The organism is Bacteroidales bacterium, assembly GCA_012517825.1.
GTDB lineage: Bacteria > Bacteroidota > Bacteroidia > Bacteroidales > JAAYUG01 > JAAYUG01.
Genome location: JAAYUG010000154.1, coordinates 41,647 through 55,773, shown reverse-complemented (window position 1 = coordinate 55,773; position 14,127 = coordinate 41,647). Strand labels below are relative to the sequence as shown.

The window sequence follows — 14,127 nt, the reverse complement described above, 5'->3', positions numbered from 1 at the left end:
TTCTGGGTTGCCGTCGACGAACTGATTAAAGCAAAAAATGCCGATCCATCGGCTGCTGATAAAATCAATGATCTCCTGGGCCAGTATTCAGCAAGATTCCCCAATACCGAAGAAGCTTTCTTCAATGGATATACCGACGGACAGACTTACACTGTAGGCTGCTGGATCGGGCAAAACACCATTGTCAGAACACGCAAGTAATCCGATCCTATAACATAATCGATGCCGGGGTTATCCTCCGGCATCTTTTTTTTCTGACCAATCCTCTCTTTTTGCTGTACAGGTCAACCAACATAAGGTGCATAAACCCATTTTACGCATTGAAAAAAACGCAATCTGCCTGCTCAAGGGAATGTTCTGTCTTCATTTCAATGGTATTAACCCGCGGAATGGATCACAGCCGGATATTTCTCTGCATCAATCTTTTCCTGACCCTGTGCTTTTGGAAAGCTAATTCCTATCTTTGCAGAAGATTCATCGAAGCATGATAAAGACATCTGTCTACAGGGAAACTGTTTTTTTGATCATTCTGGCGGCATGTGCCCTCACCGGCATGCCAGGCTGTGAGAATTCGATTGAAACCATCAATACCCTCACCAAAAACCCTTCTTTCCCCACCTTGTCGCGCAATGATACCGAAATACGCTATTCCGACTCGGCCAGACTGAAGATCGTTGTGTATGCTCCGCGCCTTGAGCGCTATACCAATACCGACAAACCCTATATCGAATTCCCTAAAGGTATTCATGTCAATTTTTATAACGACAGTGCGCAGATAGAATCAACCATAACAGCAAAATATGCCCGGTATGACGAGAAAGAAAGGATCTGGACAGCACGAAATGATGTTGTGGCCCGCAATATCAGAAAAAATGAACAGCTTAATACAGAGGAAATTTTCTGGGATGAAAACAAAAAAATTATTTACTCACTGAAATTTACCCGTATAATGACATCGGACGGAATTTTTTACGGGGAAGGAGGATTTGAGGCTGACCAGGAGTTTACCCGCTGGAAACTTAAAAAAACACGCGGCTCTGTCAATGTTAAAGATGAAGAATAATCCGGCACGCATACTTGAATGGGGCTGGCTGATTGCCTCTCTCCTGGGACTTTTTGCCTCAGCACACAGCCTGATAACACACGGATTCAGGAGCAGTATTCCCCTTTTCCTGGTAACTTTTTTCTGCGCAATGATATACCTTTTACGCCGTAATAACAGGAAAAAATCTCAGGCAGAATGAAACCTTCCGTGATTTATATTTTTATCACCCTTCTTTTTTCAGCCTTTTTCTCGGGCCTTGAAATCGCTTTTCTTTCGTCCAACAAACTCCGCATTGAACTTGACAAAAAACAGGGAAAGCTTTCGGCCCGCATTCTCTCATATTTTCTGAAAAAACCGGGAGAATTCATCGTGACCATGCTCATAGGAAACAACATCGCCCTGGTTATTTATGGTATACTGATGGCCGCTCTGTTGAATCCGTTTCTGAGCCGCTATATTTCTTCGGAATTCTGGAATCTCACCATACAAACTCTCCTGTCGACACTGATTATTCTTTTTCTTGCCGAATACCTGCCCAAATCGCTTTTCAGAAACAATCCCAACCTGTTTATCAACTTATTGTCAGTGCCGGTTTTACTGCTATACATTCTTTTCTATCCTGTTATTCGCTTTTCGGTTCTTCTATCACATGGCATTCTGAGAATTCTTTTCCCGCGTCAGCATATTACTTCTGAACGGCTGCGGAATTTCGGAAGGGTAGATCTGGATCATCTGGTCAGCTCGGTTGAACCGGATGAGGATCTTGATTCAGAAAATGAAATCAGGCTTTTTCAGAATGCGTTGGATTTTTCGGGAGTCAGACTGCGCGACTGCATGATTCCCCGCACCGAAATTGTGGCCATTGATAAGGAAGCATCGCTGGAAGAAGCTTCAGCACGCTTCATAGAATCAGGGTATTCAAAAATTCTGGTTTACGAAACCAACATTGACCGTATTGTCGGATATATCAGTTCAAAAGACCTGTTTAAAAACCCTCCCGACCTGAAATCCATAATCGCAAGTCCACTTTTTGTCCCGGAAACCATGCCCGCCAATAAACTTCTCAAAAACCTCCTGCAGCAGCATAAAAGTATTGCCGTGGTGGTCGACGAATTCGGAGGCACGGCAGGATTGATTACCATCGAGGACATCCTTGAGGAAATCTTCGGCGAAATTGAAGATGAGCATGACACTCCCGACATGATCGAAAAACAAACCGGCGCAAATGAGTATATTTTTTCAGGCCGACTGGAAGTTGAATACCTGAATGAAAAATATGAACTCGGCATTCCCGAATCAGAGGAATATGAAACGCTGGCCGGATTTATCCTTTACCATTTCCAGAATCTCCCCAAACCGAACGAAATTGTCCAGATCGATCCTTTCAGAATTCAGGTACTCAAAATGAATAACACCCGGATTGATCTTGTTCACCTCGTCAAAACCGAACCAGCAGAATAGCATACTTTTCCCCATACCGGAAAGATTCTCTCTTTGGATCGCCTTTTCGTATTTCCAAATTTTATTGCTGAATCACTCTTAATTGTTATATTCGTAGCCTCAAATTTTTACACTATTTATTACGATATATGGCAACACTGGAGAAAATAAGAAACAGGATCGGCGTTTTGGCTGCCGTTTTAATCGGGTTTTCGTTACTTGCGTTTATTCTGGGCGACCTTTTGACCTCAGGTCAGTCGATATTCAGGCAGTCGCAGATGAATGTCGGTGTAATTAACGGCAATTCTATCCGTTATGAGGAATATAATGCTCTTGTTGAAGAAATGAGCAATATATACAAAGCCAACACGAACTCCCAGGCCCTTGACGAAACGATGATGGAAAACATCAGGGAGCAGGTCTGGCAGCAGCTTTTACAGGAAAATGTTCTCGGGCCTGAATTCAAAAAGCTTGGGATTGCAGTAAGTTCGGAAGAACTTTACAATATGGTAGCCGGCCCGAATCCGCATCCTTTTGTGCGGCAAATTTTTGTCAATCCTCAAACCCGCCAGTTCGACCCCTCTTTTGCCATTCAGTTTCTGAAGGCCTTTAATGCCGGTGAACTTTCTGAAGAACAGGCTGCCCAGTGGAAGTTCTACGAAAACGAGTTATACCGTGAGAAGCTGGCAGAAAAATTCAATACATTGGTGGCCAAAGGCATGTACGTTACCAAACTTCAGACACAGGAAGGGTACAAGGAAATGAGCCGTCTGGCTAATGTCCGGTTTATCGGCAAACGGTACACTGAGGTTTCAGACAGCCTGATAAAAATTTCCGACAAGGATCTGCGGGCATATTACAATGATCACAAAGCAAGTTTTCAGCAGGATGCATCGTTCGACCTGGAATATGTTTCATTCGATATAGTACCCTCGGACGCTGATTTTGCAGCCGCCCAGAAATGGATCAACGATATCAGAAATGACTTTGCTGCAGCTGACGATCCTGCCGGTTTTGTCAATGCCAATTCCGATGAATCGTACGTTGACAGATATTTTAAGAAGGAAGAGCTTACCCCTCCTGTCGACAGCTTTGCATTTGCTGCCAAACCGGGAACTACTTTCGGGCCATTTTTTACTGACAACAGTTTCCGTTTGGTTCGCTTAATTGAAACGGGCTTGGTGCCCGACTCAGTGAAGGCACGGCATATTCTTATTCAACCTACTGCCCAAACGACAGAAGCGGTGGAAAAGGCTAAAAAGCTGGCTGACAGTATTGAACAGGTTATCCGTAAAGGAGCCGACTTTACCTCACTTGCCATGCGTTTTTCGGCCGATGAAGGAAGCAAAACAAAAGGAGGCGATCTGGGCTGGTTCACCGAAGGCCGCATGATCAAACCCTTTTCCGATGCCGCCTTCTCCATGCAGAAAAATGAAGTTAAGGTGGTGGAAACCCAGTACGGCTACCATGTACTCCAGGTAACGGATATAGGCCCCAAAGTAAAGAAAGCTAAAATAGCACAGCTTGTGAGGAAAGTTGAAGCCAGCAAAGAAACCTATGAACGCATTTACGAGCAGGCAAACCGCTTTGCCTTTACCAACAATACCGGGGAGAAATTTGAAAAAGCTGTAAAAGAACAAAACCTCGTTCCCCGTTATGCCATGAGCATTAAGCCTACCGACACCCGCATCAGCGGTCTGGAATCCCCCCGGGAAATCATCCGCTGGGCCATGGAAGGAAAGGTGAATGATGTTTCTTCTGTAATGCAGGCAGGAAACCGCTTTATTGTGGCGCGGGTTACCGCTGTACGCAAGGCCGGAATTGCTCCTTTTGAGCAGGTTAAACCGCAGATTGAAATGGCCGTCACCAGAATCAAAAAGGGAGAATATCTTGCAGAGCAGTTGCAAAAGAAAATGGCTGATCATCCGTCACTCGACCAGCTTGCTCTGGCTGAAAATCTTCCCGTGAATGAAGCCAATAATGTAAGTTTCGCTGCTACTACCATTGCAGGCGCGGGTTTTGAACCAGCTCTTACCGGTACCATAGCGGCATGGCCGGCCAATAAGCTCAGTAAACCCGTCATCGGAAACAACGGAGTGTATGTTTTTGAAATTACCTCTGTGCAGGAACCATCAGAACCTGATCAATTGGCTATTACAATGCAGAAAAGCAGAATGGAAGGCATGTATCAGATGCGGGCTGCCTATGAATCGTTCGAAGCATTGAAAAAGCTTTCCAAAATTGAAGACAACCGTGCCAGGTTTTATTGATTCGGCTACCAACTGCACGCATAGAATCAAAAAGCCCCTTTTTTCGGGGCTTTTTTATTTCTGTTCGTTCACCAGGGATTTCCTACAGCATGGCAAAGCCGGTATTGCCTTATGTCATTTCTTTTATCAGCCCAGCATTTCTTTCAATTTGGCCGCTACTGTTTTATTGTCTGCTTTTCCGGCAAACCGTTTTGTTGCTGCCCCCATAACTTTCCCAAAGTCAGAAGGCCCTGAGGCTCCCATTTCAGCTATTAAAGCTTTCAGCTCTTTCTCAATTTCCTCAGCACTCATCATAGGCGGAAGGTAGGCTGAAATAAACTTTGCCTCATTTATTTCTTTCTGGTAAAGGTCGTCTCTCCCTTCCTTCTTATAGATTTCAGCAGCCTCTTCCCGCTGGCTGATAAGCTTACGGATAACCTTCAGCTCGGCCTCGTCGGTAAGAGGTTCGGAAACGCCTTTTTCGCTCCTTGCAAGGAGTAGAGCGGTTTTCACCGCCCGCAGTGCTTCCAGTTTTTCCTTTTCGCGGGCCAGCATGGCAGCCTTGATGTCAGCGTCGATGCGTTCAAAGATTTTCATGGCAATAATCTTTTAACTATGAATATCAGTACTTTAAGCTAAGGTAAGAAACAATTTTCAAATACCACTAATCCACATTGTCGTGCAGATAAGGATTGTCAGGCCGGAGAACAATTCCGTCACTCCCTTCATCAGCAATGGTAAACCGGCTTATCTGGCTATCGCGGGAATATTTCCTGGGGGAAATGGGTAATTTTTTCCGCACAAAAGCAGGTTCATTTTCCAGCGCATCAATATCTTCCGGCTGATCAGGCCTTGCAACTCCTTCCTGACGGGATACGGAAGATTTTTCCGGTACACCGGAGGTGGTATCGGATGTCTTTTTGCGTTGCTTCGCCTGGTCGGAAGGAGGATCATTGTTCAGAGACCCGAAGAGGTCATATTGCCGCTCGCCCGGCTCAACGGTATGTTCGGTAATATTGAGCAAATCATCCATGGTTTCATCCCCCGTAGGGCGGGTTACTTCAAAAGCAGGGCCAACGGGTTTTGCATTGGGTTTTATATCGGGTACCGGCACCCTTGTCGTCGGACGGCCAGATTTGCTGTACAGCTCGGGAATAGCTGAACTGGCTTCAAACCCCGTAGCAATAATTGTGACGCTAATACGGTCGCCAAGTGAGGGATCGTTGCATGTTCCCCAGATAATATTGGTTTTTCTGGTAACACTGCTTGTCACGAAATCCGTAATAATGCCAACCTCATCCATAGTTACCTCGTCGGTTCCCGAAGTAATATTCAGCAATACATTCTTAGCTCCCTTTATGTCATTATTGTTAAGGAGAGGTGAATTCAGCGCCTGGCGGATGGCAGTAATTGCCCTTTCAGGGCCACTGGCCTGAGCCGATCCCATAATGGCGGCTCCGCTGTTGGCCATAACCGTGTGCACATCGGCAAAATCAACATTGACATAACCCGGAACAGTAATAATCTCAGCTATCCCTTTGGCCGCCGTAGCCAGAACATCGTCTGCACGGGCAAAAGCATCGGAAATCCGCAAATCGCCATAGATCTCCCTCAACCTGCCATTGTTGATCACCAGCAGGGAATCGACATACTGACGGAGTTCATTAATCCCCTTGATTGCCTGTTCCAGCCTCACAGGGCCTTCAAAAGGAAACGGGATGGTTACAATGGCCACCGTCAGAATATCCATTTCCTTTGCCGCCTTGGCAATGACAGGCGAAGCACCTGTTCCGGTACCTCCACCCATGCCTGCGGTAATAAAAATCATTTTTGTATTGGAGGCCAGTATGGATTGAATCTCTTCCATACTTTCCAGGGCGGCCTTCCTTCCTGTTTCGGGGTTGTTGCCAGCACCCCTTCCTTCCGTCAGGGTAGTGCCAAGCTGAATTTTTACACCTACAGGACTATTTCTCAACGCCTGCAGGTCGGTATTGCAAACAACAAAGTTCACATCCTTGATCCCCAGGCGGTGCATATAATTCACGGCATTGCCTCCTCCTCCGCCAACCCCGATCACCTTAATAATGGAGGAACGCTCTACCGGAAGCTCGAAATTGATGATTTCATCGTTCATATGCTGTTCAGATTAATATTTGGCTAAAAGATTACATGTTGCTGTCATTGACGGTAAACAAATTGGACAACAATTCCTGGAGGTTTTTGAAAAGAGTTTTGCCCTGCTGTGCCGGCGCTTTCGTTGGTTCAGGTTCATTGACCGATTGCGATACAGCCTCTTCTGCCACCGGAATCTTCTCTGCCACGGGTTCCTCTGCGTCGGGTTTCTTCTTTGCCTGATCTTCACAGCCAAGCATAACAAGGCCCAGGCATGTTGAGTACATCGGATGATTGGCTTCCTGGGTAAGATTGCCGGCCAGGTGCTCGGAAGGATATCCAAGCCTCACATCCATTCCTGTGCGGAATTTTATCAAATGAGGAAGATTCCGGAGTAAAGCGCCTCCGCCCGTTATTACAATACCGGCAGCCAGCTTGTCAGCGTACCCTGACGTTTCAATCTGAAACAGAATACGGTCAATGATCTCTTCCATACGGGCCTGTATAATATAAGCAAGTGTGCGGAAGGAAACCTCCCTGGGCTCTCTTCCGCTGATTCCGGGAATGGTGGCAACCTTATTCTCATCTTCCAGATCGCCCAGAGCCGAACCATATTTAATTTTCAGCATTTCGGCCTGCCTGAGAAGAATGCCGCAACCTTCCTTTATATCTGTGGTGATAACATTACCACCAAAAGGAATAACGGCAGTATGACGAATAATGCCGTCATAATAAATGGCAAGATCACTTGTTCCGCCTCCGATATCGATCAACGCCACCCCTGCTTCTTTTTCATCTTCCGTCAGCACAGCTTCGGCTGAAGCGATGGGTTCAAGGATAAATGATTTTACCTTGAGATTCAAATGACTGAGGCAACGCTCGACCGTTTTCAGGGAATCAATCTTCCCGATAACAATGTGGAAATTCCCTTCCAGCCGTTTTCCCGTCATACCCACCGGATTGATGATGCCCGGTTCGTTATCCACAACGAAATCCTGTGGAAGAACATGAATGACCTTCTCCATGGCATCCACCGGAACCCGGAACGAATCATCCAGGAGCCGGCGGATTTCTTCCTCGGTTATTTCTTCCTCCCAAGAATCACGGTTCAGGTAGCTTCGGTTCCGGATGCTCCGGATGTATTCGCCCGCTACCCCAACGTATACCTCAGAGAAATCAATTCCCGACTGTTTTTTGACAAGATCGACCGTACTCTGTATGGAAGCAACCGTTTCTTCTATATTTCGTACAACGCCTCTTCGCACACCTTTGGAATCAGCCCGGCTTATGGCCAGAATTTCTATACGGTTATTCTCGTTGCGTCGGGCAACGGCAGTTACAATTTTTGTGGTGCCGATATCAACTGCGGCAACAATGTCCTTTTTTGACTTCATTCCTGTAAAAGTTATATTGTTCATATTCATTGCCTTCGCGTACATACAATCTGGTTTTTGAACTTCAGGTTGATAACCGAATACCCGTTCCAGCCTGCCTCGCCGAATCCGCGGTCGTACAGTTTTTTCAGGTTTTCTAATTTCTCGCTTACATTTTCCATTGAGCCAAGGAGAATCAAATGAGCTCCCACGCGAGGTACCAGTTCATACTCCTGTTTATTATTTACATAAATCTGCTCAATCTGTGAGCCCCAGAACCTGTCTTTTTTCAGCAGCATGGCAAAGAAATAAAGATCGGAAAGGACGGGGACAATGCTGTCGCGCACATTGATGGTTTTCTTTCCCCGAAGAACATACTGTATATTGCCGTTTGCCACCGGAACAAACGCCGAGTACCTCCCTGTCCATGGCATCAAAGCACCTTCCTCATCTATATAATAACTTTGCTGGTAAGCATTAATAATACGTACTACCGGAATGCGCTGCGATACCTCTATATGCAGGATTCCTGCGGAAGTAGTAAATACCTTGACATCCTTCACAATGGAATTGTTCCCGATAGCTTCCTCAATTTCCAGAGTATTGATCGTTGAAATCGGCAAACCGGTTGTTTTGATATGGTTTCTCTCGAGCATCCGCATTACATCACCGGAATTTACAAAACGGTTCAGCGTACTGTCTATAACCTTTACCTGTACGCCGGAGCATATGACCGAATCCATTTTACGGCCTGTAAAACTGAAAGTAACTATGAGATAGGCCATCATCAGGATCAGGAATAATATGTTCCACACTTTGTTCACGGCGCAATTCTTTTGGTTAACATATCAGTAAGTGGCTCCACCAGGGTATCAATATCCCCTGCCCCCATGGTGGCGACCACATCAAGGTTTAAGGTTTCGAGCAAAGCCGGTAACTCTTCCTTGGTGCTCAGATATTTATCGTTCAGCATTACTTTTTTGAAAATCATTCCGGAATCCACTCCCGGTATGGGCAATTCCCTGGCCGGATAAATGTCCAGCAGGATAAGCCGGTCAAGCCCGGAAAGGCTTTCGGCAAAACCATCGGCAAAATCGCGGGTACGCGTATACAAATGCGGCTGGAAAATTCCGGTAAGATGACGACCCGGAAAACGGTCGCGCATGGCCGAGATAAAAGCTTTGATTTCTTCCGGGTGATGCCCGTAATCGTCAACATAAGCAAGGCCTGGCGTATCGATGCGAATGTCAAAACGCCGCTGTACACCTTCAAATTTGGCCAAAGCCCGGTGCAACTTGTCCACACTGGTGCCGCAGGCAAAACATGCTGCAAGAGCAGCTACAGCGTTTTCAAGATTGGCTTTCCCGGGTAGTCTGATTTCAAAACCTTCAATAATTCCTTCCGGCGTTTTCAGATCAAACATATGGCCGGATTCTGTTTTCCGGCAGGAGAGGGCAGCGAAATCTGATCCGGGATCAAAACCATACCGGTAAACCTTTCTTTCCTTTGCCACAGTTTCTCTCATCGGTAAACCTTCCCTGAGAACAAGTATGCCTCCCGGTTTGATATTTTCAGCAAATTCAAAAAATGCATTCCTCACTGCCTCTTGCGTTTCATAAATATCAAGGTGGTCAGGATCCATGGAAGTAATGACTGCAACCGAAGGAAATAATTTCAGAAAAGAACGGTCAAACTCGTCAGCTTCAGCAACTACAAATTCACTTTCAGGTGTAAGTACCAGATTGGACTGGAAATTCCTGGAGATTCCCCCCATAAAAGCCGAGATCCGTTTTCCTTCATTATGCAAAAGCCAGGCTGTCAGGGTACTGACAGTAGTTTTCCCGTGTGTGCCGGCAATGGCTACTCCCATGGATTGATTAAAAACAGCTCCCAGCAAATCCGAGCGTTTGATAACCTGAAAGCTGTGTTCACGGAACCATTGCAATGCTTTATGATTTCCAGGTACAGCGGGAGTAAAGATCACCAGGGTCTTTGACGGATCAGTGAGAAAGGCAGGAGGAACCTCCTGAATATCTTCGTGGTATGTAACAGGAATTCCTTCTGATTCAAGCTTTTTCGTCAGCAGGGTGCAGGTACGGTCATATCCCGCCACTTCCTTACCAAGCGTCTTGAAATAGCGGGCCAGGGCGCTCATGCCTATGCCGCCGATTCCAATAAAATAGAAATATGTATACCTGTCAGGATTCATGTTGCAAAGTATCAGTCAGAGAAAACACTACCTTTGCTATTCGCTCATCAGCATCGGTAACCGCAAGTTCCTTTATTTTTTCCGCCATCGCCCTGCAGCGGCCAGGATCATTCAAGAGGGCCAGTGCAGACGGAATCAGTTTTTCCACGGCTTCTGCATCGGGAATTACCATAGCAGCGCCGACCGAAGCAAGCATCATTGCATTTTTTGTCTGATGGTCTTCGGCAACATTCGGCGAAGGTATCAGGATAGACGGTTTCCCAACAACACATAATTCTGAAATGGTACCTGCACCGGCACGGGAAATAATGATGTCGGCTGCTGCATACGCCAGTTCCATCCGCTCAATAAAAGGCACAAGGCGGATTTTGTTTTCCTCAGTATTTTCAGCAATCTGGCTTCCGGCTTCCTTACTGTATGCTTCTCCACATTGCCATATAACCTGCACATTATGAGATTGGAGCAATTTGATGTTTTTTGCTACACTCCGGTTGATAGTACCTGCACCCAGACTTCCTCCAAGAACAAGAATTACCGGCCTTTCTTCAGTAAGGTCAAAATGTTCCAGTGCCTCCTTTCTGAGCGCACTGCATTGAAGAATACTTGTTCTCACCGGATTTCCCGTAAATACGATTTTTTCAGGCGGGAAGTATTTTTCCATCCCCTGATAGGCCACGCAAATACGATTGACTTTGGTGGCCAGGGAACGATTCACCAAACCGGCATAACTGTTTTGTTCCTGAATAACGGTTACGATATTCATCCTGACTGCCATCTGGAGAACCGGTGCACTGGCATATCCTCCCACACCGATGACAGCGTGCGGCTTGAATTTTTTAAGGATCTTTCTTGCTTTCATCAGGCTCAGCATCCATTTCATCAAAAAAGGAACAAACCGGAAACTGAGCTTTCGGGGCATTCCGATCACAGGCAGACCCACGATGGGATACCCTGCCGCCGGAATTTTCTCCATTTCAAGTTTTCCCAATGCCCCTATGAACAAAATATCTGTCCCGGGACGCATTTTTCTGATCGCATGGGCAATGGCCAGTGCCGGAAAAACATGTCCCCCTGTACCTCCTCCGCTTATGATGATTCTAAGAGACATCGGTTTGTACTCCTTCATTTATGGTTGTTTCCTTTTTCTTTTCTTCATCAAGCCCATGGCTTACGCTCAAAATAATACCAAGAGAAGCACAGGTAAAAAACAGTGACGATCCTCCCATGCTCACCAGAGGCAATGGCTGCCCCGTTACAGGCAACAGATTTACCGCCACCCCCATATTGATAAAAGCTTGAAAAACAAGCAAAAGTGCCAAGCCTGCCGAGAGAAAAGCGGGAAAAGTCCGGTTGCTCCTTCTCACCAGAATACCTGCCCTGAAAAATAGCACCAGGTAAAGAAGAACGACTACTATCCCTCCAATTATTCCATATTCTTCAACAATAATGGCATAAATGAAATCAGAATAGGGATGTGGAAGGAAATTCCTCTGTGTACTATTGCCCGGGCCTTTTCCTATAATACCCCCTGTTACAATGGCTATTTTCGCCTGCTCTACCTGGTAGCTGTCTTCATCGTCAGAACCTCTGAAGCTTTCAATACGATGAATCCAGGTTTTTACCCTGCCTTCCGAATGGGTCCAGAGAGAAATAGCCACAAACAGGGAAAGTATTGCCACAGCAGTAACGCCCAGCAGAAGTATGTATGAAACAGGCATACGGCCGATAAACATCAGAATCACACAGGTAGCAAACAACATAACTGCCGTCGACAGATTTGCCGGAGCAATTAGGGCACAGATAATCAGAACCGGTATTATGGTAGGTAAGAAAGTATTCCTGAAATCACCAATTGACTCCTGCTTAATGGCAAGATTTCTCGCCACAAACATAATCAACGCCAGTTTGGCAAGATCAGATGTCTGAATAGTAAGCCCTATTACCGGCAAAGTAAGCCAGCGCGAAGCTTCATTTAACCTGGTACCAAGAAACAGGGTGAAAAGAAGAAGCGGCACTGAGAGAATGAGAAATATCTGGGCCAGCAGAGCATAAAACTTATATGGTACCAGATGCATAGTATATATGAACACCCATCCAACAAAAAGAATTATCGTATGCTTGAGAATGTAGTAAGCCGTATTGCCTCCCTGAAAACGGTAGGCAAGTGTTCCGGTAGAACTATACACTACCAGGATGGAGATAATGGAAAGAATGAAAATCACCATCCAGATTACCGGATCCCCTTTCAGATATTTTCTTAGTGTACCTGTCATGCTATAATTCTCTTACACATTCTTTAAACTGTTTACCTCTGTCTTCATAATTTTTAAACAGATCAAAACTGGCACAGGCAGGAGACAAGAGCACCGTGTCACCATCCTTGGCCAGATAATATGCTGAACGAACAGCATCTTTCATGGAAGTGCAGTCGACCATGGTTTCCACAACCCCTTCGAATGCTTCGTGCAGTTTTTTGTTATCAACGCCAAGGCAAACGATAGCACGCACTTTTTCCTTAACAAGGTCAAGGAGTTCGGAATAATCATTGCCTTTATCCACACCTCCGGCAATCCATATCACCGGTGTATGCATGCTCTCCAGTGCATACCAGGCTGAATTCACATTGGTAGCTTTGGAATCATTGATAAACTGTATCCCGTGAACTTTCAGTACCGGTTCAAGACGGTGTTCCACACCACGGAAATCCATCAGACTTTCGCGGATAATTTCTTTTTTAATTTTCAGCACGTTCCCGGTTATTCCGGCAGCCATAGAATTGTAAGTATTGTGTTTGCCTTTTAAAGCCAGTTCAGCCAGCGACATGGAAAAATCAACATCATCAAAACGGATGCGCATGGTATCATTTTCGTCTACCCAGGCTCCGTCAGCAGGTTCATTCTTTCTGGTGAACCCCAGCTGACGTGCTTTCATCACTATCTTTTCCAGATGCCGTATGGTAATCTCATCATCCCGGCAGAAAATAAAGAAGTTGTCTTCCTCAAGATTCTGGGTGATCCGGAACTTCGATTCGGCATACTTTTCCAGACTGTACTCGTACCGGTCGAGATGATCCGCTGTTATGTTGAGCAGGATGGCAATATCAGCCTTGAAATCATACATTCCGTCGAGCTGAAAACTGCTTAGCTCAATGACATAATAATCGTAATTTTCTGTGGCCACCTGCAAGGCGAAACTTTTTCCTACGTTACCGGCCAGGCCTGCATTCAGTCCGGCCTTCCGCAACATATGATGAATCAGGGTGGTGGTGGTAGTTTTTCCGTTGCTTCCGGTAATGCAGATTTTTTTTGCCGAAGTAAAACGGGCTGCAAATTCAATCTCCGAAATGATCCGGATTCCTTTGTTGCGCAGTTTAATAACAATGGGGGCTTTTTCAGTAATGCCAGGGCTTTTGATTACCTCATCGGCATTCAGAATTAGCCGTTCAGTATGCTTCCCCTCTTCAAAGGATATGTTGTAGCTTACCAGCATTTCCTTGTACCTGGGTTGGATGGAGGCGTTGTCGGAAACAAACACGTCAAAGCCCATTTTACGGGCCAGTATGGCGGCTCCTGTCCCGCTTTCGCCTGCACCAAGAATTACAATTCGCTTATTCATAGTCTGGGAAATATTTTGTTGGATACCTGTTTCCTTTGATTTACAGGGAAACTGTTGTTTCCCTCATTTTCGATATATCTGACT

Annotated in this window: 13 protein-coding genes; 5 read left to right on the top strand and 8 right to left on the bottom strand. The window is 45.8% G+C overall.

Translation table 11 applies throughout. From position 1 onward, the window contains the following. The 5 genes from GX419_10960 to GX419_10940 all read left to right on the top strand — a co-directional run. Nucleotides 1-201: tetratricopeptide repeat protein (locus tag GX419_10960; protein NLI25212.1), on the top strand; the 201-nt coding region annotated here is incomplete at its 5' end. Between the two features lie 283 nt (nucleotides 202-484). After that, nucleotides 485-1,063 (top strand): LPS export ABC transporter periplasmic protein LptC, encoded by a 579-nt coding sequence (lptC, locus tag GX419_10955; protein NLI25211.1) that lies wholly within the window; start codon nucleotides 485-487, stop codon nucleotides 1,061-1,063. Continuing rightward, the gene (locus GX419_10950; GenBank protein NLI25210.1) at nucleotides 1,044-1,244 is read left to right on the top strand and encodes a hypothetical protein; all 201 of its coding nucleotides are present in this window, start codon (nucleotides 1,044-1,046) and stop codon (nucleotides 1,242-1,244) included. The genes lptC and GX419_10950 overlap by 20 nt, the downstream gene beginning before the upstream one ends. Continuing rightward, on the top strand, nucleotides 1,241-2,506 hold the full coding sequence (locus GX419_10945; protein NLI25209.1) for an HlyC/CorC family transporter: 1,266 nt from the start codon (nucleotides 1,241-1,243) through the stop codon (nucleotides 2,504-2,506). The genes GX419_10950 and GX419_10945 overlap by 4 nt, the downstream gene beginning before the upstream one ends. Nucleotides 2,507-2,634: 128 nt before the next feature. Beyond that, nucleotides 2,635-4,755: a hypothetical protein gene (locus GX419_10940; protein ID NLI25208.1), complete on the top strand. Its 2,121-nt coding sequence runs from the start codon at nucleotides 2,635-2,637 to the stop codon at nucleotides 4,753-4,755. A 126-nt stretch (nucleotides 4,756-4,881) separates the two neighbouring features. On the opposite strand, the gene GX419_10935 is transcribed toward GX419_10940, so the two are convergent. The 8 genes from GX419_10935 to murD form a co-directional block, all read right to left on the bottom strand. Beyond that, nucleotides 4,882-5,331 carry a GatB/YqeY domain-containing protein gene (locus GX419_10935; protein ID NLI25207.1) on the bottom strand — a complete coding sequence of 150 codons (450 nt, stop codon included), beginning with the start codon at nucleotides 5,329-5,331 and terminating at the stop codon, nucleotides 4,882-4,884. A gap of 67 nt (nucleotides 5,332-5,398) precedes the next feature. After that, nucleotides 5,399-6,868: a cell division protein FtsZ gene (gene ftsZ, locus GX419_10930; GenBank protein NLI25206.1), complete on the bottom strand. Its 1,470-nt coding sequence runs from the start codon at nucleotides 6,866-6,868 to the stop codon at nucleotides 5,399-5,401. Nucleotides 6,869-6,899: 31 nt separating this feature from the next. Next, entirely contained in the window at nucleotides 6,900-8,285 is a 1,386-nt protein-coding gene (gene ftsA, locus GX419_10925; GenBank protein ID NLI25205.1) for a cell division protein FtsA, read from the bottom strand. Then, entirely contained in the window at nucleotides 8,267-9,043 is a 777-nt protein-coding gene (locus tag GX419_10920; protein ID NLI25204.1) for a hypothetical protein, read from the bottom strand. Before GX419_10920 ends, ftsA begins: the two co-directional genes overlap by 19 nt. Beyond that, nucleotides 9,040-10,428, bottom strand: a complete 1,389-nt coding sequence (locus GX419_10915) for a UDP-N-acetylmuramate--L-alanine ligase (GenBank protein NLI25203.1) — start codon at nucleotides 10,426-10,428, stop codon at nucleotides 9,040-9,042. The genes GX419_10920 and GX419_10915 overlap by 4 nt, the downstream gene beginning before the upstream one ends. Further along, nucleotides 10,418-11,536: an undecaprenyldiphospho-muramoylpentapeptide beta-N-acetylglucosaminyltransferase gene (gene murG, locus GX419_10910; GenBank protein ID NLI25202.1), complete on the bottom strand. Its 1,119-nt coding sequence runs from the start codon at nucleotides 11,534-11,536 to the stop codon at nucleotides 10,418-10,420. Before murG ends, GX419_10915 begins: the two co-directional genes overlap by 11 nt. Continuing rightward, entirely contained in the window at nucleotides 11,526-12,701 is a 1,176-nt protein-coding gene (locus GX419_10905) for an FtsW/RodA/SpoVE family cell cycle protein (protein ID NLI25201.1), read from the bottom strand. Before GX419_10905 ends, murG begins: the two co-directional genes overlap by 11 nt. Before the next feature lies 1 nt (nucleotide 12,702). Continuing rightward, the gene (murD, locus tag GX419_10900) at nucleotides 12,703-14,043 is read right to left on the bottom strand and encodes a UDP-N-acetylmuramoyl-L-alanine--D-glutamate ligase (GenBank protein ID NLI25200.1); all 1,341 of its coding nucleotides are present in this window, start codon (nucleotides 14,041-14,043) and stop codon (nucleotides 12,703-12,705) included. Nucleotides 14,044-14,127: the final 84 nt, after the last annotated feature.